The organism is Sphingomonas tabacisoli (genome assembly GCF_042678385.1).
Lineage (GTDB): Bacteria > Pseudomonadota > Alphaproteobacteria > Sphingomonadales > Sphingomonadaceae > Sphingomonas_B > Sphingomonas_B tabacisoli.
Window position 1 is genome coordinate 197,676 of the sequence record NZ_JBHUDY010000002.1, and the last position, 25,502, is coordinate 223,177.

Genomic DNA, 25,502 nt, shown 5'->3' on the forward strand with positions numbered 1-25,502 from the left:
CCCACCGCGTTGCAGCGAATCCGCTTCGACCAATGCTGCGCCGCATCAGTCCTATGCTGCACCGCACGCATAAATCCCAAAATGGTTCCGCATCCGAAAGAAAATAATTCCTTAAGATTCAATGAACCGGAACCGCGAGCCGTGTGTTCGACGCGTCAGAGCGGGAAGCGGTTGCTTCATTGGGGTGCAACGATCCGCTCAGGGAGCAATGTGAATGAAGAAATGGGTCTTGGCCGCGGCAGCGGCAGTAGCGTTTGCGGGGCCTGCGAGCGCAGCGGTGATCACTCTCCAGTCGATCACCACGAATGGTCCGGGCAATTTCACCTTCAATTATCAGGGCACGCTGGGTCCGGATGAGGGTCTGCGTTCGGGCGATCGTCTCGTGATCTTCGACTTCGCGGGCTACATCCCTGGTTCGATCTCGGCAGACGGCAACACCAACGTCGCCGTCTCGGTTGAAAACACCTCGACCAACGTGATCCTGACGCCGGGTCAGAACGACGATCCGAACATCCCGAACCTGGTGTTCACCTACACGGGTCCGGAATTCCGCAATACCGGCGGGCCTTTCACGGCGCTGGACTTTAACGGCTTGAGCGCTCGCTCGACGCTGGGCGGCACGAAGTTCGACGCGTTCTTCACGCTGACGACGAAGAACAACCCGCTGGCTGAACAGAATACCGCGGCCTATCAGGTCGGCACGGTTCGCGTTCCAGCCGCCGGCGCGGTTCCGGAACCGGCGACCTGGGCCATGATGCTGGGCGGCTTCGGCCTGCTCGGTGCGGCATCGCGGCGCCGCAACCGCGCGGTTCGCGTCACCGCCTAAGCCGTATCGGCAACAAAAACAGGCCCCGCCGGTGTAACGCTGGCGGGGCCTTTTTTGTGTGTATCGTCAGCGCCGCCGATAGTCCTACGGGGTAGCCTCTTTGCTTCGCTCCGACTAATCGCATCCCATGTCCCGCATCGCATTCATCGGCATCGGCGTGATGGGCGGCCCGATGGCTCGTCACTTGGCCGCCAAGGGCCACGACCTCACCATCTATAATCGCTCGCCGGCCAAGGCCGAGCGCTGGGTCGCCGAGCACGGCGGGCGCATGGCCGCCAGCCCGGTCGAGGCGGCCGAAGGGCAGGAAGTCGTCATCACTTGTGTCGGCAATGACGACGATCTGGCGGAGGTGACGCTCGGCCGCGAAGGCGCCTTCCGTTCGATGGCCCCGGGCGCGATCTATATCGACCACACCACCGTCTCGGCAAAGATCGCGCGCCAGCTCGCGGTCGAGGGCAAGTCGAAGGAAATCCTGTGCGTCGATGCGCCGGTTTCGGGCGGCCAGGCGGGCGCCGAGAACGGCACGCTGTCGATCATGTGCGGCGGTCGCGACAAGGCGGTGCAGGCGGCCTGGCCCTATATGGAGGCCTATGCCGGCCGCATCACGCATATCGGCCCGCCGGGCGCCGGCCAAACGACCAAGATGTGCAACCAGATCTGCATCGCCGGCGCGCTGCAGGGCGTCGCGGAATCGCTCCGCTTCGCCCAGCATGCCGATCTCGCCATAGACAAGGTGTTCGAGGCGATCTCGGGCGGCGCCGCGGCAAGCTGGCAGATGCTCCATCGCTGGAAGACGATGGCGGACGACGAATTCGATTTCGGCTTCGCGATCGACTGGATGCGCAAGGATCTTGGCCTCGCCATCGACGAAGCCCGCACCAACGGCGCCACTCTCCCGGTCGCGAGCCTCGTCGATCAATTCTATGCCGACTGTCAGGCGATGGGCGCCGGCCGCCAGGACACCAGCGCCCTGATCCGAAGACTGCCCAAATAGCTGGGGGCTGTCCTACTCCGTGCTGTTGCGGCTATGCAGCCGGAATGATCGCTCGTTCCTTTCCCGCCCGCATCGCCCTGGTTTCGCGCATAAAGGGGCGGGGCCGATCATTCTTTTCACCTACTCAATTTCCTCAACTTCTGCTCGGTGCGGCACTTCTCGCAGCCCCAGCGCATGCCGACTCCCTGATCGACAATGTCGACGGCCTGACGCTCACTAAATCGGGCAAGGTGGAGCGCTTCACCGGCATGGTGGTCGACAAGGATGGCCGCGTCGCAAAGCTCCTCCAGCGCGGCGACAAGCGGCCCGATCGCGGGCTCGATTTCCGCTACGACGGCAAGGGGCGCGTGCTGATGCCCGGCCTGATCGACGCGCACGGCCATGTCATGGAGCTGGGCTTCAAGGCGATGTCGCTGGACCTGACTGCGGCCAAGTCGCTCGACGAGGCCAAGGCGATGCTCGCCGCGTATGCCAAGGCCAATCCTGATCGGCCCTGGATCGTCGGTGCCGGCTGGAATCAGGAACAATGGGGTCTCGGCCGTTTTCCGACTGCCGCGGACATCGACGCCATCGTTCCGAACAAGCCGGTCTGGCTGGTCCGGGTCGACGGCCATGCCGGCTGGGCGAACAGCGTCGCAATGAAGGCGGCGGGCGTGTCTGCCGCGACCCCGTCCCCATCCGGCGGCCGCATCGAGAAAACCGCCACTGGCCAGCCCGCGGGTGTGTTCGTCGATGCCGCTCGCCAGCTCATCGAAAAAGTCGTGCCCGCCCCGCAACCCCGCGAGCGCGACATCGCGCTGTCCAAGGCGCAGGCAATCCTTCTCGGCTACGGCATCACCGGCATCGCCGACATGGGCACCTCGGTCGAGGATTGGAACGTCTATCGCCGCGCGGGCGATGCGGGCGTGCTGAAGGTCCGCATCATTTCCTACGCGATGGGACTGGAGCCGGCGTTGGCCGTTGCCGGCGCAGGGCCGACGCCCTGGCTCTATGACGACCGGCTGCGGATGGTCGGCATCAAGCTCTACGCCGATGGCGCGCTCGGCTCGCGCGGCGCCTGGCTGAAGCAGCCCTATGCCGATGCGCCGAAGGAAAGCGGCCTCGGTTTCATGGACGACGCCAAAATCCGCAACTTGATGGTCCGCGCAGCGATGGACAAATTCCAGGTCGCCGTCCACGCGATCGGTGATCGCGCCAACGCGCAGGTGCTGAGCGCGATCGAGGAAGTCGCGCCGTCGTACAGGGACGACCGCCGCTGGCGGATCGAGCACGCCCAGATCGTCGATCCCGCCGACATCGCGCGCTTCGGTAAATTCGGCATCGTCGCCTCGATGCAGCCGACCCACCAGACGTCCGACCGGCTGATGGCGGAAGCACGGCTTGGGCCGAACCGCCTCGCCGGCGCCTATGCCTGGGAATCGATCCGCAAGACCGGCGCGCATCTCGCCTTCGGCTCCGACACGCCGGTCGAATCGCCCAACCCTTTCCCGGGCATGGCCGCCGCGATCAGCCGCGAGGACGCGCAGGGCCAGCCTTTTGGCGGCTGGCAGCCGCAGGAGCGGGTGAGCCGCGAAGTCGCGCTGGCGGGCTTCACCACCGAGGCGGCCTATGCCGGGCAGGCGGAGGACCGCATCGGCATGCTCCAGCCGGGGCTGCGCGCCGATTTCGTGATCGTCGACACCGATCCGCTGGAAAGCGCGCCGGCGCAGCTTCGGGCGACCAAGGTGCTTGAAACCTGGATCGGAGGGCAGCGCGCCTATGTCGCGAAATAGTCTCGTCCTCATAGCGCTGCTGCTCGCCGGCTGCGACAAGATGACCGTCGGCAACCGCACCGAACGGAGCGGCGAGCCACGCGTCGCCAGCGCGAACGTCACCGAGCAGAATGTGTCCGAAGCGCCGGAGGGCGAGGGCTCGCCAATGGCGTGGCGCGTCGTGAATGGCGCCGCTTTCTACGGCGCTGCGGACCAGCCCCCGGTTTTCGCGCTGCGCTGCGAACGCGGAAGCCAGTCGATCGTCTTTGAACGCGCGGGCGGTGGCACGGCGATGAACCTGTCCGCGGAGGGCGGCTCCGCCAGTCTCGGCACGCGCGACGCCGGCAATGGCCGGGTGCAGGCGCGGACCAGCATGAACGACGGCGTGCTCGATGCGATGGCGCGCCCGCAATCGCAGGTCATCGTCTCGGGCGGGGCGGAGGCGCTCACCGTTCCCGGCGGCGTCGCGATCCGCCGCGTTGTCGATTTCTGCCGCACGCCGCCCGAACCCCATCTCCCCGCGCCGGACGCGACCTCCGCACCTGCCAATGTCGCTGCGCCCGCCCCGGCGCCATCCGTCACGCCGCCGCCCGGCTGAGGCGGCGGCCTCGTCATTCGCGCCCGAATCTGTTAACCATTTCGGGCGCGACTCGCGCAGCATTCGGGGGGAATGTCCATGCACGCTCAACTTCGCGGCCTGCTGCTCGCGGCAGCTCTGGCCTCGCCGTCCGTCGCTTTCGCCCAGACCGTCTACGATCAGCCCGGAACCCAGGCCTGCAATCCAAGCTGCTGGACCTCGCACTATGCCGGCGCATCCGGCTTCCGCGCCTATGACAATTTCACGCTCGGCTCGACCGCCCAGATCGGCCGAGTGACTTGGCAAGGCATCTATATCGACCAGTCGCAAACGATCACCCCGGGCGTGCCCAACACGATCAATTGGACGATCGGGTTCTTCGCCGACAGTTCGAACTTCCCGGGGACGGAGCTCTATACCATCACCTTGCCCGCGGCATCGGTGACGGCGACCAAGATCGGTTCCGGATCGTTCGGGGCCAGCCCGGTCGATCTCTACAGCTTCAGCGCCACGCTGCCGTCCACCTTCACGGCGGTTGCGGGCACGACCTACTGGTTCTCGCCGCTGTCGCTCGCCGCGAGCTTCACGCCCTTCTTCTCATGGAGCCCGGCAACGGCCACCGTGGACGGACTGACTGCCCAGACCGATACGAATGGCAACCACTTCAACCGCCCGAACGATCGCGCCTTCAGCCTGGTGGCCGGCATTCCCGAGCCGGCGACATGGGCGATGATGGTCGGCGGCTTTGCGCTGGCCGGCGGTGCGATGCGCAGGCGGCGGCTGGTCGTCGCCTACGACTGACGCGCGCGTTCGATCAGGGCGTCGGGGGTGAGCACCTGCGGCAGCACCTCGGGTTCCGCCACGCCCGGGCGGTAATAGAGATAGAGCGGCACGCCTGATCGGCCGTGCGCCTCGATGAAGCGGCCGATCGCAGGGTCGCCATTGGTCCAGTCGCCAACCAGCACGGCGACCTTGTGCTTGGCAAAGGCGTCGGCGACCTCGGCCCGCTCGATCGCTGCCTTCTCGTTGACCTTGCAGGTCAGGCACCAGTCGGCGGTGAAATAGGCGAACACCGGGCGGCCCGAGTCCCGCGCCGTCTTCAGCGCCGCCTCGCTGAACGGCTGAGCCTTGAGCGGCCCGCCCGCTTCGGCCCGGCTGGCGACCGGGGCCGCGGTCAGGACCAGCCCGGCCGCAATCGCCGCCGCGGGCAGGGCAGGCAGGATCGGCCGGCCTCGGTTCTGGCGCACCCCGGCCCACCAAAGGGCGAGGCTCAGCAGCAGCGCCGCGCCGAGCCCCAGCACCATGCCGTCGACGCCGGCCTGCCGCCCCAGGATCCAGGCAAGCCCAAGCGCAGTCAGGAACATCGGCACCGAGAGAATGCTCCGCATCGTCTCCATCCAAGGCCCCGGTTTCGGCAATCGCCGCCGGATCGCCGGCACGAAGCCCATCAGGAGAAAGGGCAAGGCAAGCCCAAGTCCCAGCCCGGCGAACACCGCCAGCGCCGCCGCCACCGGCAGCACCAGCGCCGCGCCGAGCGCCGCCGCCATGAAAGGGCCAGTGCACGGCGTCGCCACGAACGCAGCTAGCGCGCCGGTCCAGAACGCCCCGCCGATACCGCCGCGCGCCGCCAGGGCCTCGCCGGCGCCGATCGTGCGCAGCTCGAACAGTCCGGCCAGGTTCAGCGCGATTGCTGTCACCAGCAGCAGCAACAGTCCGATGATCCGCGGGTCCTGCAACTGGAACGCCCATCCCACCGCCGCGCCGCCGGCCCGCAGCGCCAGCAGCACGCCGCCGAGCGCCAGACAGGTGACGATCACGCCCGCCGTATAGGCGAGCGCCTCGCGCCGCGCCTCGCGCTCGTCCACCGTTGCCCGCGCCAGCCCCAGCGCCTTGAGGCTCAGGATCGGGAACACGCACGGCATCACGTTCAGCAGCAGCCCGCCCAGCACGGCGCTGGCGAGAGCGATCAGCACAGTCCGCAGCCCCCAGCTCGCGGCGCTCGTCCTGCCGACCGGTTCGCCCGCCGCCGGTACCGGGCCGGGCACGGCGTCAATCGAGAGGCCGGTGTCGCCATTGAGGCGCAGCACGCCGGACAGCGCCTTGGGCGTCCCTCGCGCCGCGGTCTCGACGATCAGCGCGTCGCCGTTCCGCGTGACGCTTTGCGGCGCGGCATAGTCGACCGCGTTCTCGGAGGAGGGGAAGAAATACGGATCGGCAACCGCAACGTCCTGCGGCAGCGGCACCGCGATCCGCATCCGCCCTTGCCTGACCTCGAAGCGTGCCGATGCGCCCAACGGCCGCGGCAGCCTGGCGCGCCAGCCGTCGAACTGCGTGCGCGTCGCCGGCTCGATCCGCCCGTCGCCGACGGTCAGATCGACCGCGATCGGACCCTGCTCGGGCACGCACACTTCCTCGGTGCAGGCGAGCCAGGTCGCATCGCCCTGGATCCGCAGCGGCGTTCCGGGCCGCGCGTCGTTCGGCACAGCCAGCGACGCGATCAGCGCATATTCGCGCTCATAGACATAGTTCATTAGCCCGGCGATCAGCAGCGTTCCCGGTACGGGGTAGCGAAGCGCATCGACGCTCGCGCCTTCGGGCAAGCGCCACTTCACGTCCGCGGGCACGCCGGCATCGCCGGGATTCTGCCAATAACCGTGCCAGCCCTTGTCCGGCGTCATCACTACCGCCAGCGCGACCGTCTGCCCGGACGCGGGCGCGGCGCTCTCCGCGATCAGGCGCGGATGGATGTGCTGGGCGCGCGCAGCCGTCGGCAGCAACAGAGCAGCCAACAGCAGATGAGCCAAGAAAATGAGTTTCGCCCGCATCGCGCTTTCCCTATCGGTTCGCAGGCCCGAAACCCAAGGAGTTTCTGCGTGAAGCTGCGTCCCCTCGCTACCATTCTTGCTGCCGCTTTCGCTGCTGCCACAGCCCAGGCGCAGACGCCGCGGCCCAAGCTGATCGTCGCGATCTCCGTCGACCAATTTTCTGCGGACCTCTTCGCCGAATATCGCCAGCATTTCACCGGCGGGCTGAAGCGGCTGTCCGAGGGTGTCGTCTTCCCGTCCGGTTTCCAGAGCCATGCCGCGACCGAAACCTGCCCGGGTCACTCGACGATCCTGACCGGCAGCCGTCCCTACCGCACCGGCATCATCGCCAACGATTGGCTCGACCAGTCCGTCGCCCGCGCGGACAAGGTTGTCTATTGCGCCGAGGACGAGACGGTGCCGGGCAGCACCTCCTCCAACTACACCGTGTCTGCAAAGCACCTGCTCGTCCCCACGCTCGGTGAGCGCATGAAGGCCGCCAATCCCGCAACCCGCGTTGTCTCGGTCGCCGGTAAGGACCGCGCAGCCGTGATGATGGGCGGCCACAAGGTCGACCAGCTCTGGTTCTGGAACGGCAAGGATTATGTGACCATCGCCGGCCAGCCCGCGCCTGATACCGCAGTCGGTGCCTTCCGCCAGTCGCTCGCTGCAGAGCTTGCGCAGCCGCAGCCGGCGCTGCCCGTCCCGGCGATGTGCGCCTCCCGCGACCGTGCCATTCCCATCGGAGCCGGCAAGACCGTCGGCACCTGGCATTTCGGCCGCGGTGCTGGCGAGAACACCAAGTTCCGCGCCTCGCCCGAAATCGACGATGCAAACCTGCGCCTCGCCGAAGGGCTGATCGACTCGATGCAGCTCGGCCGCGGCCCGACGCCGGACATCATCTCGATCGGCGAATCGGCGACCGACTATGTCGGCCACACCTACGGCACCGAAGGCGTCGAGATGTGCATCCAGCTTCTCGCGCTCGACAAGCGCCTCGGCGAATTCTTTGACAGGCTGGACCGCACCGGGGTCGACTATGTCGCCGTGCTGACGGCCGATCATGGGGGCCATGATCTGCCGGAACGCAACCGCATCCACGCCGCGCCTGATGCGCAGCGGGTCGATGCGCGATTCGACATCAAGGCGATCGGCGCACAGATCGGGCGCGAGCTGAGACTGTCCGGCCCGGTGTTGATCGGCCAGGGCGGCGACGTCTATCTCGACCGCGCTTTGCCGACGCGCGCCCGTGCAAAGGTGATCGCCCGCGCCGTTGCGCTGATCCGGCAGTCGCCGCTGGTCGAGGACGTGTTCGTCGGCAGCGATCTCGCGCGTATGAAGCAAGCCACCGAAGCGCCCGAAATCTGGACGCTCGCCGAGCGCGCTCGCGCCTCCTACCTGCCCGCCCGCTCGGGCGACCTGATCGTCGCACTAAAGGAACGGGTCACTCCGATCCCAGACCCGACCAAAGGCTATGTCGCGACGCATGGCAGCTTCTGGAATTATGACCGGCGGGTGCCGATCCTGTTCTGGTGGAAAGGCGTGCAGAATTTCGAGCAGCCGCTCGGCGTCGAGACGGTCGACATCATGCCCACGCTGGCGTCGCTGATCGGCTTGCCCGTGCCGCCGAACGAGATCGACGGCCGCTGCCTGGATCTCGACGCCAGCGAAGCGAGCAACTGTTCGGTTGCCGCTTCTCCGCCCGCTCAGTAGAGAGCCGCCGGGTCACCAAGGAGATAGGTATGAAGAAGTTCACTGCCCTGGCGCTGATTTCCGCCGCCGCGCTCGGCCTTGCCGCCTGCTCGAACAAGACGCAGAGCGATGCGGGCAACACCGCCGAATCCGCCGGGAACGACATCGACAACACGGCCGCCGCCGGCACCAACAGCGTCGACAATGCGCTGGATGCGGCCGGCAACATGATGGACAACAGCGCCAACGCCGCCGGCAACGCGACCGACAATGCCGCGAACGCCACCGGCAACGCGCTCACCAACGCGGGCAATGCCGTGAAGGGCCACTAAGCCCCTTAAGAGATACTCAGATCCGTTCGTCGAGCGAAGTCGAGAAGCGCTAGCTCCCGGGCCGGCGTTTCTCGACTACGCTCGAAACGAGCGGGATTGGGATTACCGCCAGGCCGTCAGACGGCCCTGCTCGTCAAGCAGGTAAAGCGTATTGTTCGCCACGACCGGCGGCAGGCTCAGCGGCTTGCCGTATTTGACGGTGGAATCGACCGCTCCCGTCATCGGCGAGATATAGGCGATCTCTCCGCGGCTATTGACCGCGATAAGCCGCCCGCCGGCCAGCACCGGGCCGACCCAGGAAATCGCGCCCTTCTTGCCCTTCTGATTGCGCCAGCGCGGAAGCTGGGTCGCCCAGCGCACCTTGCCGTTCGACCGGGCGATGCAGAGGATGCGCGCGTCGTCGGTCACCGCGAACAGCCATTCGCCGGCGATGGCGGGCGTGGCGATGCCGCCGGCGTTGATTTCCCAGATGCGCTGGCCCGTCACCAGCTCGAGCGAGACCATGCGGCCGCCCGAACCGATCGCGAAGACGCGTCCCTGGTCGATCACCGGCTCGGCGTCGATGTCGGAAATCGTGCCGACCGACGTCGAGATGCTGGTCCGCGACAGCGCGTCTTGCCAGACGATGCGACCATTCTCGTAGCGATAGGCGTTGAGCTCGCCCGACGAGAAGCCGGCGATCACCGTGCCCTGGCCCGCCGCCGGAGCCGCCGCGCCGAACACGCCGGAAACTTCGAGCGTGCCGGACGCCGTCCATTCGACATTGCCGTCGCTCTGGCGAAGCGCGAAGACCTGATTGTCTTGGCTCATCACGTAGAGATTGCCGTTGGACAGGGTCGGCGCCCCGCGCAGAGGACCGCCCGGGCGCTTGCGCCACACGGTCGAACCGTCGGAGGTATTGAACGCCGCCACGTCGCCCAAGCCGTTGGTCGCGAACAATTTGTCGCCTTCGACGCTGACGCCGCCGCCGAACAGCGACTTGGTGTAGCGTTTGTCGCCCTTGCCTTTGCCGCCGGTAGCGTCGCCGACCGTCACTGCCCAGATCTCGCGTCCCGTCTGCGCGTCGAGCGCGTGCAGCCGCGCTGCCGTATCGACGACATAGACTCGGCCGCCCGACACCACCGGCGCCGCAGCGAGGCGCGCGCGGGTGTTGCCGCCGGCGATCTTCGTATCCCAGACGCGGCTCGGCGAGGCGGATAGCGCAAGGTTGCCCATCGAGTGCGTCGCGTTGCCGCCGGGCTGCGTCCATTCGGTGTTCACGGCAGGCGCAGGAATCGATACCTCGACCGAAGCCAGCGCCGGATCGACCTCGGCGCCGCTCTCGGCGACCAGGATCGGAATGCGGTGCCCCAGCACCGGCGTTTTCGGCTTGGACGGCTTGAACACGCCGCAGCCGGACACCGCCAGCATCGTCGCGAGCAGCAGGGGAGTGCGCAAAGAACGGATCATCGGGTCAAACTCGGCTGGGCGGCGGGATTGATGTCGACGCCCAGTACGCTCGCCATCTGAGCGGCGCGTGAACGGATCGAGGGTGGAACATTCGCATCGGCAGCGAGCGCCGCGAACGTTGCGCCCGCGTCGCTCGGCTTGCCGGCCTTGAGTTGCGCAACTGCGACGAGCTCGCCGGCGCTGCCGAACCAGGGGCTGCCTTTCTGCGCGAGCGGCTGCATGCGGGCGATCACCTGGTCGGGCGGCAGCGTGTCGAACTCGATCGTCGTCTGGCGGATCAGCGCCAGATCGCGGAACGGCTGCCCCGCGCTGTCATCCTTGGCGACCGCGGCGAAGTCGGCGACCGCGGTCTTCGCGTCGCCACGCTGCGCGGCAATGGCGCCGGACGCCAGTCTGGCCGCCGCACGATAGCCGGCGCGGGACGAAGTGCCGAGCTCGCGCAAAGCCGGAAGCGCCGGGTCAATGGACCCGCGCGAAAGCTGGTCGATCGCGGCCGAAAGCTTCTGCCCTTCCTCGCCGGCCTGCTTGCCCTGATAATCGCGCCACCACAGAAACGCGGCGAGGGCGATCAGCCCGACGGCGATCGCTGCGAGGAGAGCACGGCCCCAGCGTTTCCAGAGGTTCGCAAGTTCGTCGCGCCGCAGCTCCTCATCGACTTCGCGCATGAAGGCTTCATTCGTCTCGGGCGATACGGCCAAACCAAATCTCCTGGGGGTCAATGGGCGCAATCCTTAGCCGCGCCCTTTCCATAACGGAAGCGGCTACTTGGGCGCGTAGATCTGCTCTTCGCCCGGGAAAGCGCGGGCACGCACGTCGCGCGCATATTCGGTCGCCGCCTCGTCGATCACCGCGGCCATGTCGGCGTAGCGCTTCACAAAGCGCGGCGTGCGCTCGAACAGGCCCAGCATGTCCTCGGCGACCAGCACTTGCCCGTCGCACGCGACCGATGCGCCAATGCCGATCGTCGGGCAAGCGATCGCTTCCGTCACCGCCTTGCCGATCGGCTCGACAACACCCTCGACGACGACCGCGAACGCGCCGGCGTCGGCCACCGCGCGCGCATCGGCCATCACCTTGTCCGCCGTCGCATCGTCGCGACCCTGCACCCGGTGGCCGCCAAGCACGTTCACTGCCTGCGGCGTCAGCCCGACATGCCCCATCACCGGAATGCCGCGGCGCGAAAGGAACGCGACCGTCTCGGCCATCGCCTCGCCGCCTTCCAGCTTGATGCCGGCGGCGCCGGTTTCCTTCATCACCCGCGACGCGCTCCGAAAGGCATGTTCGGGCGACGTCTCGTAGCTGCCGAACGGCATGTCGACGATCACCAGCGCATGATAGCTGCCGCGCACCACGGCAGCGCCATGCGCGCACATCATGTCGAGGCTGACGGGGAGCGTCGAGGGCAGGCCATAGATCACCTGGCCCAGGCTGTCGCCGACCAGCAGGATGTCGCAATGCGGATCGAGCAACTGCGCCATCCGCACGGTATAGGCCGTCAGCATCACCAGCGGCTGGCCGCCCTTGCGCGCCCGCACCGCCGGCACGGTCAGCCGCTTCATCGGCGCGGGCGTCGGATTGGCGCGGCTGGTCGAGGTGTCGAGCGTGTAGGTCGTGGACATGGCCGACTTCTGCTCCGTCCGGCGCGTTTTCACCAGCCCCGAAGCCGCAGCGCCTCGGTCAGCCGGTCGAGCAAGGGCGCCTGGCTGGGGAGGATCCGTTCGGCGGCGGCAGGCAGGGTGAGCCAGCGCGCTTCCTCCACTTCCGGGAAGCTCTCCTTGCGGCCGCTGCGTGGCGGCCATTCCATCTCGAAGGAGATGCTGGTCAGCGTCTGGCAATCGAAATCGCTCTCCAGCGCGAAAGCCTCGACCAGCTTGCCGCCGGTCTGACGGATGCGGCCGAGCGGAAACGGCTCTCCCTCGGGGCGGAAGCCCAACTCCTCCTCGACCTCGCGGAAGGCCGCCTGCAACGGCTCCTCGCCTTCCTCGATCGCGCCCTTCGGGATTTGCCACGCGCCGATGTCGCGCTTGCGCCAATAGGGGCCGCCCGGACGGACCAACAACACTTCCAGAGTCGACGCCGAACGCCGGAACAGCAAAAGCCCGGCGCTCAGACCTCTCATGCGTCGATCAGGCGCATTTTGCGCGCTTGCGGCCTGCCGCGACCTGCGCCTTCAGGCTTGCGGCGGCGGTTGCGCCGTAATCGTCGGTGAACTGCGCATAGACCTTGCAGGCGTCGGCGGGTTTCTTGAGCTCCGTCAGCGCCTGGCCCAGCCAGTAAAGGCTCTCGGCCGCGCGCTCGCCTTGCGGCCATTTCTTGTAGCTGTCGTAGAGCGCCACCGCCGCCAGTGCGGGCTTGCCTTCGTCGAGATAAGCGCGGCCGAGCAGGTTCTGGGCGTAGGACGCACGGCGGTGGTTGGGATATTGATCCGCCACCCGCTTCAGCTCGGTCTCCGCTTCCGGATACATCTTGGCCTGCCACAGACGAAACCCATAGAGATAGCCGTCCTCGGCCGCATCGCCGGTCTGGGGACGCTCGATACCGGTCGGAGCCGAGGCGGCTGTCGCCGCGGCATCCTGCGAAGGCGCAGCGGCTGCAGGCGCGGGTGCCGGAGCCGCGGCCCGGGCCTGGGCGTCGGCGACGAGCTGCTTCACCTGATCCTCGAGTTGGGCAATCCGATGGTCGTTCTGCTCGGCCTGCGCGGTGATGCCGCGGACCTGCGCCTCGATAGCATCCACGCGCGCGGTCAGGTCGGCGATCGGAGAGGTCGTCGGCGCAGGCGGCGGCGTGGGCGTCGGCGCGACGATTTCCGGCTCCAGCGGCTGGCCGTTCGGGAAGACCTTGCGCTGCACCGCGCGCAGCTCCTTCTCGATCTTGCCGACCCGCGCATTCAGGTCGGGCGCGGTCTGCGCGGCCAGCGGCGCTGTTGCTGCGCCCAGGAGGAACAGGAAGGTTAATCGTTTCAGCATCGATACAGCCCCATAAGCAGCACCGGACGTTCGTTGCAAAGCCCGGCTGTCCCTATCCTGAAGCGGGATGGTTGCGAAAGCCAATAGGCTTAACAGGGTTTTAGCCATTGGCCGGTATCCAGCCGGGGTGCACAGAAACGAAAGCAAGCTGAGCCGGTTAGCGGCGCTGCGGGACGTGTTCAGCTCGAAAGGGCTGTCGGACGAGCTGCTGCGCGCCCAGATCGATTATGCCACGCGCACCTATCCGGTGACCTTCGCGATGAGCCTGCTCGTCTCGACGGGGACGCTGCTCGCGACGCTCGGTTCGCCCGATCAGGCCGAGATTATCGGGGCGTGGGTGTTTCACACCTTCACATGCTTCGTGATGCTCTGGCGCTGGTGGCGCGATCGGGCGACCGGTTGGCAAGTGGCCAATCCGGCCGCGCGCGTTCGCCAGATCTCCGCGGAGGCCGCTTTCGTCGCGCTCGGCTGGTATGTCTTCCTCTCCAGCGCCGGCTTGTATGCCGACACGCAGACGCAGGTGCTGGTTGTGGCGGTGATGGCCGGCGTGATGGCCGTCGGCTCCGCCCGCTATGCCTCGATTCCCGCGGCCAGCGCCAGCTTTCTCGGGACCGTCACGATCGTCTGCGGCGCCTATTCGACAGCAAGTGCGATCGAATGGCCAGTTTACGCGTTTCTTGCCGTGTTCGTGCTGATGCTGGGACGGACCAGCATCGCGCAGCACAAGATGATTGTCGCCCAGTACAACAGCGGCGCCGAGATCGAGCGCGCGCGCGCCGAAGTCGCGATCCTCGCCGCCCGCGAAGCAGAGACGGCCGCCGCACGTGAGGCCGCGGCATCCCGCGAAGCCGCGCAGACGCGCGAGTTGCAGGATGCCGAGCGCCGTCGTGCGATCACGGAGATTGCGCGGTCGTTCGAAACCCGTCTGCTATCGGGCATCGAGGCCGTCGCCAGCGATGCCGAGCAGGCCAGTGCATTGGCGCGCAACCTCGCCCAATCCGCCGTCGCAAGCCACCAGCGCTTCGTCGCCTTGGCCGAAAAGGTCGACCGGTCCGAGGCCGATCTGGCCGGCCTGACGATGCTCGCCGCCGACCTTCGCGAAGCGCTCGCCGCGGTCCAAACCCGGGTCGACGACCAGGCCAAAGCCAATGCGCGCGCCTATGACCTGACCGGCCGAGCCGAAGAACAGTTCCGCGCGCTCGTGCACAATGCGCAGGGCATCGGGGCGATCTCGACAGCCATCGAAGACATTGCCCGCCGCACCAACCTCCTGGCGCTCAATGCCACGATCGAGGCAGCGCGCGCCGGAGAGGCGGGGCGCGGATTCGCCGTGGTCGCTTCCGAAGTGAAGTCGCTCGCCAGCCAGACCGGCCGCGCGACCGGCGACGTCCGGCAAAGGGCGGACGATATTACATTCGCCTCCGGTCACACCGAGGCCGCGATCGCCGAGATGCAGTCCTGCCTCGCCGTGTTCGACGATCTGGCGCAAACCTTGGGCGAGGCCCTTCGGGGGCAAGGAGCGATTGTCGGCGAGCTGGAGGAGCACGCTTCCATCGCGGCCTCCTTTGCGGCTGATGTGCATGGCCGCGTCGCCGAGGCCAAGCAGGCCGCCGTGCTTTCGTCCGATCTGACGGAGAAGGTCGAGGGCCGCTCCGCCGAACTGGTCGCGCGCACCCAATCGATCCTCGCGGAGACGCGCGCCTTCCTCCGCGATCTGCGCGCGGCTTAAGGTCCGTACCCTAACGCCAGCGCAGATTGTCGCGGCCGAGGTCGGCGAGGCTGCGCGCGCCCATCAGCTTCATCCCGCGTTCGATCTCGTCGCGAAGTTTACCCATCGCGCGCTCGACGCCCGGCTGACCTGCGGCGGCGAGGGCATAGAGATAGAGCCGCCCGCCCGAGCATGCCTTCGCGCCGACTGACAGCGCCTTGAGCACATGCGTGCCGCGCCGGACACCGCCGTCGCAGATCACCTCGATCCTGTCGCCAACCGCATCGACGATCTCGGCAAGCTGATCGAACGGCGCTCTGGAGCCGTCGAGCTGCCGCCCGCCGTGGTTCGACACCATGATTGCCGTCGCGCCGATATCGACCGCCCGCCGCGCATCCTCGGCCGACATCACGCCTTTCAGGCAGAGTTGCCCGCCCCAATCGCCGCGGATGCGCTCGGCGGCTTTCCAGTCCATCGACTGATCGAGCATGGTGTTGAAATAATCGGCGACCGACAGCGCCACCTTGGTGCCTTGCGAGACATGCGTTTGCAGGTTGGGCAGCGCGAAGCCTTCGCGGAACAAATAGTTGAGCGTCCAACCGGGATGGGCGGCGAAGCTGACGGCCGAGGCAGGCGTCAGGCGCGGCGGCGAGGTGAAGCCGGTCCTCAGGCACCGCTCGCGATTGCCGCCGACGATCGTATCCACGGTGAGCGCGATGGCGTCGAAACCCGCATCCTTGCACCGCTCGATCATCGAACGGTTCAGCCCTTCGTCCTTGTGCACATAGAGCTGGAACAGCTTGGGCGCGCGGACCGTGCGGCCGACTTCCTCGATGCTGACGGTGGCGAGGCTTGATATGCCGAACCAGGTGCCGAATTTCTCCGCCGCAGCACCGACCGCGCGCTCGCCCTGCCAATGGAACAGCCGCTGCAAGGCAGTGGGCGAGAAGAATAGCGGCATCGCCACTTCGCGCCCCATCAGCGTGGTGCGCATGTCGACTTGCTCCACTCCCGCCAGTACGCGCGGGATCAGGTCGCAATCGTCGAAGGCGGCAGTGTTCCGCGCCTTGGTGATCTCGTCGTCGGCCGCGCCGTCGATATAGTGGAAGACAGGGTAGGGCAGCCGCCGCTTCGCAAGGCGACGGAAGTCTTCGGTATTATGGCAGTCCGATAACTTCATGCCTAACCCCCACCCGGTTTGGCCTGAGCTTGTCGAAGGCCTCACTTTTTATTTGGCGAAGGGGTAAGGGGAAGGGAGGGCTTCGACAAGCTCAGCCCGAACCGGCTTAAGGTGCGAGTTCCTCGATCCCGCTCGCGATGCGGTCCATGTCCGCCGCGAGTTTGGCTTCCAGCGCGTCGTCGCTCAGCCGGTCGAACGCAACCACCTGCGGCATCGACAGCCCCAGCCGCAGCGTCGCGCCCCAGCGGCCGTCCTCCAGCTTCACGCACTTCACCGGCTGGCCGAGCCGGATGCCCCGCGCGACCAGCGCCTTGTGGATACGCGTCGCTTCGTCGAAGTCGGGATGGCCGGGTCGGCGCGACAGGTCGATCGTCGAAAGCGTACGCATCTCGATCGGGTGCGCGTCGCCCTCGGCGCGGTGGCCCGGCGGATAGGGCGCCATGCGCCGCCCGCCCAGCCGCTCGACCATTGCGGCGCGCACGGCCGCATGGAAAGCAAGGATCACGCGGGTCACGCGCTCCAGCGAAAGCTGCTGGAACCGCTCCAGCTCGAACACCGACGCCTCCAGCCGCAACAACAGGCCCGGATTGCCGCTGTCCTCCAGCACCTCCGCCCCGGGCCAGCCAGCCGGCCACTCCGCCCGCCGGAACACGGCGGCCAGACTCTCCGTCAGCTTCGGCGCGCGCGACGCGATCGCCGCCGGCACCAGCGCGAAGCCGCTGAACGGCGGCCCGCCCATGAACTTCGAGCCGGTGACGAACACGATCGCGTCCCGCTTCAGATAGTCGGCGATTGCCGGCGTCGTGATCCGCGCCTGGCAGGCGTCGACGACCAGCGTCACGCGTTCGCCATGCCGCGCGATCAGATCGTCGATATCGTCGAGCAACGGCAGGATCAGCCCGGTCTTGGAGCCGTGGACGACATGGACCAGCGTGTGCGCGTCGTCGGCGTGCTCGATGTCCTGCTCGATCCGGTCGCGGATCGTGGCGCTTGTAAAGGCATGGCCCAGCGCATCGCGCACCGGCACGTCCTCGATCGTGACGCGCTCGCCGAGCCCTGGCAGCGGCTCGCCGGGTATCGTTTTCACGCCGAGCGCAGTCTCGTTCGCGAAGTAGCGGCCGTGCGCCGAATGGATGCAGCCGCTGCCGACTTCGTCTGCACCCAGCAGCACATTGTGCAGCCGCTCCGACCGGTCGGCGACGCAAGCGAGCGCGACATATTCGAGGTCCGTCCCCGAAGGCGCGAACACGATCGCGACATCGTCGGGCACCGAATAGGCGGCGCGGATGCGCCCGCGCAGCGCCTCGAGCCCCGCCGCATAGTCCTGCGCACCCAGCCCGCTCACCCGCGCAAAGGCGTCGGCCGAAATGTCGTTCGCCGTCGACGACGCATAGGCGAGCACGTCCTGCGGGTAGGGTGCCGAGAAATACCGGTTCTGGTGCCGTTCGGGGGTGAGCACGATGCGGGCGTCGCCGCCGGTGGTCATCAATTCGGCGGCGCGGGCTTGAGCAGGCGACAGGTCTTCGAAACGCATGGGCGCCGGGTCTAGTGCGGCTTCTCGGCCCCGCCAAGCAGCGTAAGCTTGGCGTCACCGATGCGCGCGCCTATGTGCGCCGCATGACCGTCCAGCCGCTCACCATCCCGGCGGAGGCGAAAGAGCGCCTCCGCATCATGTTCATCGCCAAGCACGCCAAATGGGGCGGCGGGCTGCATCCCGAAGACGGCAACCACGCCCTCTACCACGTCGAGATCCGCACGATCCTCGAGGAGCTCGGCCTAAATCTCGTCCTCGCCGACAAATACGATGCGCTGTTCGGCGACCCCGGCGTCGATTTCGTCTTCCCGCTCTTGAACCGCGGCGGGTTCCTCAACTCCGAGATGATGCTGCCGCTCCTCTGCACGCGGCTCGGCATCCCGTATCTCGGCGCCTCGCCGATCCTGCGCGGCCTGTCCGACGACAAGCATCTGACCAAGCTTTGCGCCGTCGCCCGCGGCATCCCGACCGCGCCGTGGAAAATCTTCCGCCGCGGCGCCCCCGTCACCGAAACCGGCGCGCCGATGGCCGATCGCATGGTGATCAAGCCCAACGCCTCCTCCGCTTCCTGGGGCGTGATGGATGCGTCGGACTGGTCCGGCGTCCAGCGCGCCGTCGCCGAAATCCACGATATGGGTCACGACGCCATCATGGAGCCGTTCCTGAACGGCAGCGACGTCGAGGTGCCGGTCATCACCGTCCGTGGCGAGCCGCTCGTCATGCCGATGATGCTGTTCGAGCAGGCCGACCCCAGCCATCTGCGCACCTATTACGAAAAGCGCGACCTGGTCGAACGCGCGCAGAAATATCAGCTCGTCGATTTCGAGGATGACCGCATCCGGCCGATCATCGACGATCTGACGCGCAAGCTGATCGGCGAATTCTTCCCCTTCGATTACGGCCGCTACGAGTTCCGCGTCGATCTGGAAAAGGGCGACGTGCAGTTCCTCGAGGTCAATCTGAACTGCAATCTCTGGTCGGAAAAAGTGTTCGGCCGCTCGGCCAAGCGCTATGGCTGGACGCAGAAGCAGCTCATCGAGACGATCCTCGCGGAAAGCCTCGCGCGGCACGGACTCATCTGAACGGTTGAGCTAGACGGCCCGGCTGCTTATCAGGGCCGGAACCGACAGGCGGGGAAGAAAAAATGGCCGAGTTCGCGCTGCCCAAAAACAGTGTCATCCGCAAGAACGGCAAGCATTTCCCGCCGGCGCCCGGCGCGACGCGCGTCAAGAAGTTCAAGATCTACCGCTACGACCCCGACAGCGGCGAGAACCCGCGCTACGACATCTACGAGGTCGATCTCGATACCTGCGGCCCGATGGTCCTGGACGCACTGATCAAGATCAAGAGCGAGCAGGATTCGACGCTGACGTTCCGCCGCTCCTGCCGCGAAGGCATTTGCGGCTCCTGCTCGATGAACATCGACGGCCGCAACACCCTCGCCTGCACCCACGCGATCGAGGATTGCCGCAAAGAGGTGCAGATCACGCCGCTGCCGCACATGGACGTGATCAAGGACCTCGTTCCGGATTTCAGCCGCTTCTACGCGCAATATGCGTCGATCCAGCCTTGGCTGAAGACGGTGACGCCGCCGCCCAGCGGCAAGGAAAGACTGCAGACGCCGGAAGACCGCGCCAAGCTCGACGGCCTGTACGAGTGCATCCTGTGCGCCTGCTGCTCGACGTCGTGCCCCAGCTATTGGTGGAACTCCGACAAGTTCCTCGGCCCCGCCATTCTCCTCCAGGCCTATCGCTGGCTCGCCGACAGCCGCGACGAGAACACGGGCGAGCGGCTCGACGAACTGGAAGACCCGTTCCGCCTCTATCGCTGCCACACCATCATGAACTGCGCGAACGTCTGCCCCAAGGGACTCAGCCCCGCCAAGGCGATCGCCGAGATCAAGAAAATGGAAGTCGAGCGGATCATTTGACGATCGCAGATCGTCACCCCGGACTTGATCCGGGGTCCACCTTCTTTCATGCGGCGGTGATGCAACAAGAAGGTGGATGCCGGATCAAGTCCGGCATGACGAAACGTGAGGGTGCTCTTTGACCGACACCCCATTCCCAACCCCCGGCTTTCTCCACGAACCCGATCCCGACAATCCCGGATGGATGAAGTGGGGCTTTCGCGACCCCACGCGCTTCAATGCCTTGCTCGGTAAGATGATCGTGCGGCGCGACGAGGACGGGAAGGTTCGCATGCGCGCTTTCCCCGGCCGCAGCCATTCGAACCTGGGCGACAATGTTCACGGCGGCGCGTTGCTCGGCTTCATCGACGTCTCGCTGTTTGCGACCTCGCGCGTCTATGGACTGATCGAAGCAGGCACGGCCGTGACGCTCGATCTCTCGACGCAGTTCATCGGCGCCGCCAGGTTCGACGAGCCGCTCGATTTCGTCAGCGAAGTGCTGCGCGAGACCAAGCGGCTGATCTTCATCCGCGGCCTGGCCGAGCAGGACGGCGCGATCGTCGCCAGCTATTCCGGCACGATCCGCAAGCCGAGCCGCTGATGGGTCACGTCCTCGATCGTTACGATTCCCTGGTTCGAGACGGCGAGCTGAGGAGCGACCCGGCGCAATTCGCGGCGGCCGACCTGCTCGACAGGCTGGCGACCGAGCTGGAAGCGGCGCCGACGCGCGGCAGCATCCTCTGGCGCCTGGCCTCGAAGCCCAAGGCGCAGCCGCGCGGCGTTTACATGTGGGGCGGCGTCGGGCGCGGCAAATCGATGCTGATGGACTTGTTCTTCGGCGAGGTTCGGATCGAGAGGAAGCGCCGCGTCCATTTTCACGAGTTCATGCTGGAAGTGCACGACCGGCTGCGCATCGAGCGCGCGAAGGAGGCGGGCGATCCAATCCCGCAGGTTGCCGCCGAACTGAAGGGCGAAGCACGCCTCATCGCCTTCGACGAAATGGTTGTGAACAATTCGCCTGATGCGATGATCCTGTCGCGCCTGTTCACCTCGCTGATCAATGCGGGCACGACGGTGGTCGCGACCTCCAACCGGCCGCCTCGCGACCTCTACAAGGACGGGCTGAACCGCGAGCATTTCCTGCCCTTCATCGGGTTGATCGAAGAGAAGCTCGACGTAATCGCGCTGAACGGCCCGACCGATTACCGGATGCAGCGCATGTCGGGCCTGAAAAGCTGGCACGTCCCGAACGGCGCGGAGGCCACGAAGGCTCTCTCGGACGCCTTCTTCCGGATGACCGATTATCCGCCCGAAGATCGCGCCCACGTCCCGACCGAGGACATTCCGGTGCCCGGCGGCCGCACGCTGCATGTGCCGAAGAGTCTGAAAGGCGTCGCCGTGTTCTCGTTCAAGCGGCTTTGCGGGGAGGCGAGGGGCGCAGCCGACTATCTGGCGATCGCGCGGCGCTACCACACCGTCATCATCGTCGGCATCCCAAAGCTCGGCCCCGAGAACCGCAACGAGGCCGCCCGGTTCGTCACGCTGATCGACGCGCTCTACGAGCAGAAGGTGAAGCTGCTCGCCGCCGCCGATGCCGAGCCGGCCGATCTCTACGAGAAAGGCGATGGCCGCTTCGAGTTCGACCGCACTGTCAGCCGGCTGATGGAAATGCGATCCGACGACTATCTCGCCGAAGGACATGGCGAGAGATAGTCAAGGTTCAGCCACCGATGGCAGCACGCCCCCGGTCGGAAATGGTCCAGCGCAGACCGCCCGTGGACGGCGATTTGGTCGGCAGAGCCAGTTTTCGCTCGTGGAGGTCCTGCAGAATCTCAGAGATTCGGTCGCGCGGTACGCCCGAGTCTTCCGCAATTCCCGTACGAGTGCGGTATGTCTTGGTGGTCATCGCCTTCAAGACGCGTCGTTCCGTATCGTTGAGGCCGATCGCGCCGTGATCGCCTGATTCAATGGCGTCGAATGCCTTCTCCGACACGGGGGGAGGAGAATTCTCGTCGATCGATTCAACCTCGTTGACGGCTTCGGAGGCGGCCTCCTTCGCGTCAGTTGCCGCCAGCGCCGCCGCACTTGCGGCCCTCTGCGCCTGGTCGGCCTTTTGAAGCACCTGCTTGGAGACACTCTCGATGAAGTTGCGCGCCGAAAATGCCGCAATCAGGCAAAGCCCGGTAAAGACGAGATAATCTTCGTACGGAAGGATCGGCGTCTTCCCGTCGGCTGCCAGCCGCGTTGCGAACACACTGGCCACGAGTCCGCTTTTGACCAGGCTCAGGAAAAGCGGCACGCATGCCGACGCGATCGCGCCCAACAGCAAGAACTGGACGAGAGGCCGCCCGGCTGGGTTGGGCGCATTTTGGTTAAGGCCTGCGCCGGCGATCGTTCGCGCGTTGGAGCCTTCGACGAGATAAGCCGCCCAACCGCCAACCAGCCCGGCCACCACGATGATGGCGATCACATTCCATATGTCGCTCATGGCATCCCCCCACGGACGTACCCTTCCACTCTACGCCTGAAGGCGTCCGCCGTCCACGAGTGCTGCCTCCGAAATGGAGATATCGACCGCTGAAGGACGCTCACCTATTCAGGAAAAAAGGAGAGATGGGATGCGGAAAATCATTGCCTTGGGGGCGCTGCTCGCGACCCCCGCGCTCGCCACGCCGGCCAACAACCAATGGCATGCCAAGGCGCGCGACCTGCTGAAGCACGCGATAGAAGTGCTGACCGTCAAGGGGCGCGGCCATGTGCCGGAGCTGGCGCGCTGGTTCGGCGAACAGTTCAAGGCGGCCGGCTGGGCGGACAGCGACATCAAGGTCGTGTCCTATGAAGGCGCTCCGGGCGACCAGACGGCGGCTTTGGTCGTGCGCTGGCCGGGCAGCGGCAAGGCCAAGCCGATCATGCTGATGGCGCATCTGGATGTGGTCGAGGCCAAGCGCGACGACTGGACCACCGATCCCTTCGTCTTCGTCGAGAAGGACGGCTATTATTACGGCCGCGGCACGACGGACATCAAGCAAGGCGCCGTCGCCGTCACCACCGCATTGCTGGAGCTGAAGGCCAACGGTTTCAAGCCGAAGCGCGACATCATCGTGCTGTTCACCGGCGACGAGGAGACGGCGGGCAATGGCGCGCAGCTCGCGGCCACCAAATGGGCGGACTTCAAGGGCGTCGAATATGGCCTCAACGCCGATGGCGGCGGCGGCGGGTTCCGCCCGGACGGCACCCCGCTCGGCTTCTCGATCGACACGGCCGAAAAAACCTATGCCGATTACACGTTCAGCGTCCGCGATTCGGGCGGCCACAGCTCAAAGCCCAAGCCGTTCAACCCGATCACCGAGCTATCCTCCGCGCTCGTCCGCCTCGGCGCCTACCGCTTCGAGCCGGCGCTGAACGAGACCAGCCGCGCCTATTTCCAGGAACGGCAGAAGTCGGAGAAGGGCCCGCTCGGCGACGCCATGCGCGCCTGGCTCGCCAATCCCAATGACGGCAGGGCGGCCGACGTGATCGAGGCCGATCCGGGCGAAGTCGGCCTGACCCGCACGCGCTGCGTCGCGACGATGCTGAACGGCGGCCATGCCCCCAATGCGCTGCCGCAGCTTGCCCAGGCGACGGTCAATTGCCGCATCCTGCCCGGCGTCACGCCCGACGCGATCCGCGACGAGCTGCAGAAGATCGCCGGCGACAAGGTGCAGGTCACGCGCCTCGACCAGAACGCGACCAGCTTCGCCTCGCCGCTCCGGCCCGACATCATGAAAACCTACACCGACAGCATCCACGCGATGTTCCCGAACGCGCCAGTGATCCCGACCATGGCGGCAGGAGCGAGCGACGCGCGTCCATTCCGAGTCGCAGGCGTACCGGTCTACGGCGTCGACGGAAGCTGGGGCCTCGTGCCCGACGACATGCGCGCGCATGGCCGCGACGAGCGGCTGCCGGTCAAGGCGCTGGACGACGATGTCGACCATTGGGTGCGGATGATCACGACGGTGGCCAAGTAAGTTTCCTTCCCCTCCCTTTAGGGAGGGGCTAGGGGTGGGTGGCGAGCGCAGCGAGCGCTAAACTCCGAGTTTCGCTCGGCCTTCGGCCGACACCCACCCCCAAGCCCCTCCCTTGAAAGGGAGGGGAGCAGGTGTTTGCAACCGCCGGCTTCTCCGCTCCGTATCTCTCAGGCATAATGCGGGCGCGGAGGGGCCGATGGCCAGACGGACGGAGCTGATCTACCGGCACAAGCTCGCCACGCGCATCTGGCACTGGCTGAACGCGCTGACGATCGTCGTGCTGCTGATGAGTGGGGCGATGATTTTCAACGCCCATCCGCGCCTCTATTGGGGCCAGTACGGCGCCAATTTCGATCGGCCCTGGCTCCAGATCAGCGCCGATGCGCGTGGCGGCTACCTCAAAGTGGGCGACCGCCGCTTCGAAACCGACGGCGTGCTCGGCCGCTTCAAGGCCAAGGACGGCTCCCTCCGCAACAACGCCTTCCCCTATTGGGCGACGATCCCCTCGAACTACGATCTCGCCCACGCCCGGCGCTGGCATCTGGCCTTCGCGCTGCTGCTCGGTTTCGGGCTGCTCGGTTTCATGCTGGTCAGCCTGTTCAACCGGCATTTCCGCAAGGACCTGACGCTCAGGCGGGCCGAGATTGCGCCTGCCCATGTCTGGCATGACGTGGTCGAGCATCTGAAGCTCCGCTTCCACAATGCGGAAGACCCCGGCGCCTTCAACATCCTGCAAAAGCTCAGCTACATCGGCGTGATCTTCGTGCTGATCCCGCTGGTGATCTTCACCGGCCTCACCATGTCGCCGGGCATGGACGCCGCCTGGGGCTGGCTGCTCGACCTGTTCGGCGGGCGCCAATCGGCGCGCTCGATCCACTTCATCGCGGCGGCGTTGCTGCTGCTGTTCATCGTCGTGCACCTCGTGCTGGTGCTGCTCTCCGGCCCGATCAACGGCGTGCGCGGCATGGTCACCGGCTGGCTCCGCGTCCCCGCAAAGGAGGAGCGGCCATGATCCTCACCCGGCGCAAGCTGATCGGCGGCATCGCGGCGGCCGGCGGCCTCCTTTCCGGCTGCGACAAGCTCGACCAGAGCCCCGGCTTCAAGAAAATCCTATTCAAGGCCGAGGACGCGCATCGCTTCCTCCAGCGCTCACTCTCTAACCGCGCCGCGCTCGCCCACGAATACCGGCCGGACCAGATGAGCCCGGTTTTCCGCACCAACGGCACCAACAATCCCGGCACGCCCGAATATCAGGCGCATGCCGACAGCCGCTTCGCGAACTGGCGGCTGCAGGTGGACGGCCTTGTCCGCCGCCCGCTGGCCCTGTCGCTCGCCCAGATCCGCAGCATGCCGACCCGCACGCAGATCACCCGCCACGATTGCGTTGAAGGGTGGAGCTCGATCGGCAAATGGCATGGCGTGCCGTTGAAGCTCGTGCTCGATCAGGCCGGCCTACGCTCCGACGCCCGCTATGTCGTGTTCCACTGCGCGGACCTGTTCGGCGGCCAGCCTTATTATGAATCGGTCGACCTGATCGACGCGTTCCACCCGCAGACGATCCTCGCCTGGGGCATGAACAACCAGTTGCTGAGCGTCGGCCACGGCGCGCCGATCCGGCTCCGGGTCGAGCGTCAGCTTGGCTACAAGCAGGCCAAATATGTGATGCGGGTCGAAGCGGTCGACGATCTCCGCCATGTTCGCGGCGGCAAGGGCGGGTTCTGGGAAGATGCCGTCGACTATGAATGGTATGCGGGAATTTAGTCCCTAAAA

General features: G+C 66.5%; 24 protein-coding genes. 15 read left to right on the forward strand and 9 right to left on the reverse strand.

Going from position 1 to position 25,502, the window contains the following annotated elements; genetic code table 11:
• Positions 1–214: 214 nt before the first annotated feature.
• The 5 genes from ACFSCW_RS14125 to ACFSCW_RS14145 all read left to right on the forward strand — a co-directional run bounded on the left by ACFSCW_RS14125 (position 215) and on the right by ACFSCW_RS14145 (position 4,949).
• Positions 215–826 carry a PEPxxWA-CTERM sorting domain-containing protein gene (locus tag ACFSCW_RS14125; protein ID WP_380890523.1) on the forward strand — a complete coding sequence of 204 codons (612 nt, stop codon included), beginning with the start codon at positions 215–217 and terminating at the stop codon, positions 824–826.
• Positions 827–953: 127 nt separating this feature from the next.
• A complete protein-coding gene (locus ACFSCW_RS14130) occupies positions 954–1,820 on the forward strand; it encodes an NAD(P)-dependent oxidoreductase (RefSeq protein WP_380890524.1) in 867 nt (288 codons plus the stop codon).
• A 44-nt stretch (positions 1,821–1,864) separates the two neighbouring features.
• Positions 1,865–3,592, forward strand: coding sequence for an amidohydrolase (locus ACFSCW_RS14135; RefSeq protein ID WP_380890526.1), 1,728 nt, complete (start codon positions 1,865–1,867; stop codon positions 3,590–3,592).
• A complete protein-coding gene (locus tag ACFSCW_RS14140; RefSeq protein ID WP_380890529.1) occupies positions 3,579–4,169 on the forward strand; it encodes a hypothetical protein in 591 nt (196 codons plus the stop codon). The genes ACFSCW_RS14135 and ACFSCW_RS14140 overlap by 14 nt, the downstream gene beginning before the upstream one ends.
• A 78-nt stretch (positions 4,170–4,247) precedes the next feature.
• Positions 4,248–4,949 (forward strand): PEPxxWA-CTERM sorting domain-containing protein, encoded by a 702-nt coding sequence (locus tag ACFSCW_RS14145; protein ID WP_380890532.1) that lies wholly within the window; start codon positions 4,248–4,250, stop codon positions 4,947–4,949.
• Here ACFSCW_RS14145 and ACFSCW_RS14150 read toward each other — a convergent pair.
• Positions 4,940–6,973 carry a protein-disulfide reductase DsbD family protein gene (locus ACFSCW_RS14150; protein WP_380890535.1) on the reverse strand — a complete coding sequence of 678 codons (2,034 nt, stop codon included), beginning with the start codon at positions 6,971–6,973 and terminating at the stop codon, positions 4,940–4,942. The genes ACFSCW_RS14145 and ACFSCW_RS14150 overlap by 10 nt on opposite strands.
• Here ACFSCW_RS14150 and ACFSCW_RS14155 point away from each other — a divergent pair.
• Complete coding sequence (locus tag ACFSCW_RS14155) at positions 6,944–8,665, forward strand: alkaline phosphatase family protein (protein ID WP_380890537.1); 1,722 nt, start codon at positions 6,944–6,946, stop codon at positions 8,663–8,665. The genes ACFSCW_RS14150 and ACFSCW_RS14155 overlap by 30 nt on opposite strands.
• 29 nt (positions 8,666–8,694) lie before the next feature.
• Entirely contained in the window at positions 8,695–8,976 is a 282-nt protein-coding gene (locus ACFSCW_RS14160) for a circumsporozoite protein (RefSeq protein WP_380890539.1), read from the forward strand.
• Positions 8,977–9,078: 102 nt separating this feature from the next.
• On the opposite strand, the gene ACFSCW_RS14165 is transcribed toward ACFSCW_RS14160, so the two are convergent.
• The 5 genes from ACFSCW_RS14165 to ACFSCW_RS14185 all read right to left on the reverse strand — a co-directional run bounded on the left by ACFSCW_RS14165 (position 9,079) and on the right by ACFSCW_RS14185 (position 13,391).
• Positions 9,079–10,425 (reverse strand): outer membrane protein assembly factor BamB family protein, encoded by a 1,347-nt coding sequence (locus ACFSCW_RS14165; protein ID WP_380890540.1) that lies wholly within the window; start codon positions 10,423–10,425, stop codon positions 9,079–9,081.
• The gene (locus tag ACFSCW_RS14170; protein WP_380890542.1) at positions 10,422–11,090 is read right to left on the reverse strand and encodes a tetratricopeptide repeat protein; all 669 of its coding nucleotides are present in this window, start codon (positions 11,088–11,090) and stop codon (positions 10,422–10,424) included. The genes ACFSCW_RS14165 and ACFSCW_RS14170 overlap by 4 nt, the downstream gene beginning before the upstream one ends.
• 96 nt (positions 11,091–11,186) lie before the next feature.
• Positions 11,187–12,044, reverse strand: a complete 858-nt coding sequence (gene panB / locus ACFSCW_RS14175; protein WP_380890544.1) for a 3-methyl-2-oxobutanoate hydroxymethyltransferase — start codon at positions 12,042–12,044, stop codon at positions 11,187–11,189.
• A 29-nt stretch (positions 12,045–12,073) separates the two neighbouring features.
• Positions 12,074–12,544: an NUDIX hydrolase gene (locus ACFSCW_RS14180; protein ID WP_380890545.1), complete on the reverse strand. Its 471-nt coding sequence runs from the start codon at positions 12,542–12,544 to the stop codon at positions 12,074–12,076.
• Positions 12,545–12,551: 7 nt separating this feature from the next.
• Positions 12,552–13,391: a tetratricopeptide repeat protein gene (locus tag ACFSCW_RS14185; RefSeq protein WP_380890547.1), complete on the reverse strand. Its 840-nt coding sequence runs from the start codon at positions 13,389–13,391 to the stop codon at positions 12,552–12,554.
• 127 nt (positions 13,392–13,518) lie between these two features.
• Here ACFSCW_RS14185 and ACFSCW_RS14190 point away from each other — a divergent pair, with 127 nt between their 5' ends.
• Positions 13,519–15,120, forward strand: coding sequence for a methyl-accepting chemotaxis protein (locus ACFSCW_RS14190; RefSeq protein ID WP_380890549.1), 1,602 nt, complete (start codon positions 13,519–13,521; stop codon positions 15,118–15,120).
• Positions 15,121–15,130: 10 nt separating this feature from the next.
• On the opposite strand, the gene ACFSCW_RS14195 is transcribed toward ACFSCW_RS14190, so the two are convergent.
• Both ACFSCW_RS14195 and ACFSCW_RS14200 read right to left on the reverse strand, forming a co-directional pair.
• Complete coding sequence (locus ACFSCW_RS14195; protein ID WP_380890550.1) at positions 15,131–16,279, reverse strand: alpha-hydroxy acid oxidase; 1,149 nt, start codon at positions 16,277–16,279, stop codon at positions 15,131–15,133.
• A gap of 106 nt (positions 16,280–16,385) precedes the next feature.
• On the reverse strand, positions 16,386–17,813 hold the full coding sequence (locus ACFSCW_RS14200) for a hypothetical protein (protein ID WP_380890553.1): 1,428 nt from the start codon (positions 17,811–17,813) through the stop codon (positions 16,386–16,388).
• A gap of 14 nt (positions 17,814–17,827) precedes the next feature.
• On the opposite strand from ACFSCW_RS14200, the gene ACFSCW_RS14205 reads away from it, so the two are divergent.
• The 4 genes from ACFSCW_RS14205 (at position 17,828) to zapE (ending at position 21,435) form a co-directional block, all read left to right on the forward strand.
• Positions 17,828–18,895, forward strand: a complete 1,068-nt coding sequence (locus ACFSCW_RS14205; RefSeq protein WP_380890555.1) for a D-alanine--D-alanine ligase family protein — start codon at positions 17,828–17,830, stop codon at positions 18,893–18,895.
• A 62-nt stretch (positions 18,896–18,957) separates the two neighbouring features.
• Positions 18,958–19,743, forward strand: a complete 786-nt coding sequence (locus ACFSCW_RS14210; RefSeq protein ID WP_380890558.1) for a succinate dehydrogenase iron-sulfur subunit — start codon at positions 18,958–18,960, stop codon at positions 19,741–19,743.
• 118 nt (positions 19,744–19,861) lie between these two features.
• A complete protein-coding gene (locus ACFSCW_RS14215; RefSeq protein WP_380890560.1) occupies positions 19,862–20,323 on the forward strand; it encodes a PaaI family thioesterase in 462 nt (153 codons plus the stop codon).
• Positions 20,323–21,435: a cell division protein ZapE gene (zapE, locus tag ACFSCW_RS14220; protein ID WP_380890563.1), complete on the forward strand. Its 1,113-nt coding sequence runs from the start codon at positions 20,323–20,325 to the stop codon at positions 21,433–21,435. Before ACFSCW_RS14215 ends, zapE begins: the two co-directional genes overlap by 1 nt.
• 7 nt (positions 21,436–21,442) lie before the next feature.
• On the opposite strand, the gene ACFSCW_RS14225 is transcribed toward zapE, so the two are convergent.
• Positions 21,443–22,210: a YEATS-associated helix-containing protein gene (locus ACFSCW_RS14225; RefSeq protein ID WP_380890565.1), complete on the reverse strand. Its 768-nt coding sequence runs from the start codon at positions 22,208–22,210 to the stop codon at positions 21,443–21,445.
• A gap of 130 nt (positions 22,211–22,340) precedes the next feature.
• Here ACFSCW_RS14225 and ACFSCW_RS14230 point away from each other — a divergent pair, with 130 nt between their 5' ends.
• The 3 genes from ACFSCW_RS14230 to ACFSCW_RS14240 all read left to right on the forward strand — a co-directional run bounded on the left by ACFSCW_RS14230 (position 22,341) and on the right by ACFSCW_RS14240 (position 25,493).
• On the forward strand, positions 22,341–23,732 hold the full coding sequence (locus tag ACFSCW_RS14230; protein ID WP_380890567.1) for a M20/M25/M40 family metallo-hydrolase: 1,392 nt from the start codon (positions 22,341–22,343) through the stop codon (positions 23,730–23,732).
• 196 nt (positions 23,733–23,928) lie between these two features.
• A complete protein-coding gene (locus ACFSCW_RS14235; protein WP_380890569.1) occupies positions 23,929–24,744 on the forward strand; it encodes a cytochrome b/b6 domain-containing protein in 816 nt (271 codons plus the stop codon).
• Entirely contained in the window at positions 24,741–25,493 is a 753-nt protein-coding gene (locus tag ACFSCW_RS14240) for a molybdopterin-dependent oxidoreductase (RefSeq protein WP_380890571.1), read from the forward strand. Before ACFSCW_RS14235 ends, ACFSCW_RS14240 begins: the two co-directional genes overlap by 4 nt.
• The last annotated feature ends 9 nt before the right edge of the window (positions 25,494–25,502 follow it).

Bases quoted from the DNA above. Each gene is read 5' to 3' on its own strand.
- ACFSCW_RS14170 (WP_380890542.1), bottom strand. From the start codon at position 11,090: ATGCGCGAAGTCGATGAGGAGCTGCGGCGCGACGAACTTGCGAACCTC.
- ACFSCW_RS14160 (WP_380890539.1), top strand. From the start codon at position 8,695: ATGAAGAAGTTCACTGCCCTGGCGCTGATTTCCGCCGCCGCGCTCGGC.
- panB (WP_380890544.1), bottom strand. From the start codon at position 12,044: ATGTCCACGACCTACACGCTCGACACCTCGACCAGCCGCGCCAATCCG.
- ACFSCW_RS14200 (WP_380890553.1), bottom strand. From the start codon at position 17,813: ATGCGTTTCGAAGACCTGTCGCCTGCTCAAGCCCGCGCCGCCGAATTG.
- ACFSCW_RS14240 (WP_380890571.1), top strand. From the start codon at position 24,741: ATGATCCTCACCCGGCGCAAGCTGATCGGCGGCATCGCGGCGGCCGGC.
- zapE (WP_380890563.1), top strand. From the start codon at position 20,323: ATGGGTCACGTCCTCGATCGTTACGATTCCCTGGTTCGAGACGGCGAG.
- ACFSCW_RS14165 (WP_380890540.1), bottom strand. From the start codon at position 10,425: ATGATCCGTTCTTTGCGCACTCCCCTGCTGCTCGCGACGATGCTGGCG.
- ACFSCW_RS14185 (WP_380890547.1), bottom strand. From the start codon at position 13,391: ATGCTGAAACGATTAACCTTCCTGTTCCTCCTGGGCGCAGCAACAGCG.
- ACFSCW_RS14195 (WP_380890550.1), bottom strand. From the start codon at position 16,279: ATGAAGTTATCGGACTGCCATAATACCGAAGACTTCCGTCGCCTTGCG.
- ACFSCW_RS14235 (WP_380890569.1), top strand. From the start codon at position 23,929: ATGGCCAGACGGACGGAGCTGATCTACCGGCACAAGCTCGCCACGCGC.
- ACFSCW_RS14225 (WP_380890565.1), bottom strand. From the start codon at position 22,210: ATGAGCGACATATGGAATGTGATCGCCATCATCGTGGTGGCCGGGCTG.
- ACFSCW_RS14230 (WP_380890567.1), top strand. From the start codon at position 22,341: ATGCGGAAAATCATTGCCTTGGGGGCGCTGCTCGCGACCCCCGCGCTC.
- ACFSCW_RS14150 (WP_380890535.1), bottom strand. From the start codon at position 6,973: ATGCGGGCGAAACTCATTTTCTTGGCTCATCTGCTGTTGGCTGCTCTG.
- ACFSCW_RS14210 (WP_380890558.1), top strand. From the start codon at position 18,958: ATGGCCGAGTTCGCGCTGCCCAAAAACAGTGTCATCCGCAAGAACGGC.
- ACFSCW_RS14135 (WP_380890526.1), top strand. From the start codon at position 1,865: ATGATCGCTCGTTCCTTTCCCGCCCGCATCGCCCTGGTTTCGCGCATA.
- ACFSCW_RS14180 (WP_380890545.1), bottom strand. From the start codon at position 12,544: ATGAGAGGTCTGAGCGCCGGGCTTTTGCTGTTCCGGCGTTCGGCGTCG.
- ACFSCW_RS14130 (WP_380890524.1), top strand. From the start codon at position 954: ATGTCCCGCATCGCATTCATCGGCATCGGCGTGATGGGCGGCCCGATG.
- ACFSCW_RS14145 (WP_380890532.1), top strand. From the start codon at position 4,248: ATGCACGCTCAACTTCGCGGCCTGCTGCTCGCGGCAGCTCTGGCCTCG.
- ACFSCW_RS14125 (WP_380890523.1), top strand. From the start codon at position 215: ATGAAGAAATGGGTCTTGGCCGCGGCAGCGGCAGTAGCGTTTGCGGGG.
- ACFSCW_RS14140 (WP_380890529.1), top strand. From the start codon at position 3,579: ATGTCGCGAAATAGTCTCGTCCTCATAGCGCTGCTGCTCGCCGGCTGC.
- ACFSCW_RS14155 (WP_380890537.1), top strand. From the start codon at position 6,944: ATGAGCCAAGAAAATGAGTTTCGCCCGCATCGCGCTTTCCCTATCGGT.